Annotated in this window: 1 pseudogene; it reads right to left on the reverse strand. The window is 67.5% G+C overall.

The features are described from left to right. Positions 1-177 precede the first annotated feature (177 nt). Positions 178-462 (reverse strand): annotated as a pseudogene (locus AC1DO7_RS41515) (phasin family protein); the annotation flags it as partial.

Consider the following 462-nt stretch of genomic DNA (forward strand, 5'->3'; position numbering starts at 1 on the left):
ATGGCTGCGGGGCCGCACGCCGACCCGAAGCACCTGTCCATCCAGGTCTACGGTCCGGATTTGCATCTTGTGGCCAGATTCAACGCTGGCACCGTCTATTGTCATCAAGTCATCCTGGAGGCACTTCCCTGAAACGGGCGGGATGGCACGGCCTTGCGAGGCCGTGCCCGGCGAGGCTTACTGCCTGGGGCGCAGGATGCCCTTCACTTCTTCCACGTTCTCCGCGAGGCGCTTGCCGACCACGGCGAAGCTGTCGGCCTGTGTCTTGTACACGGTGTCGGTCAGGCCGCGCAGGCCGCTCACCGCCTTGTTCACGGTGCGCGGCAGCAGCTCGGTCACGCGGACCGCGGAGGCCTCGGCGCCATCGGCCTGCTTCGTCGTGCCGAGCGACTGCAGATCGGCCGCGGTCCCGCACAGGTACTCCGCCTGCTGGCGGACCAGCGACTGCAGGCCCGACAGCAC

The organism is Cupriavidus sp. 05N40 (assembly GCF_056397305.1).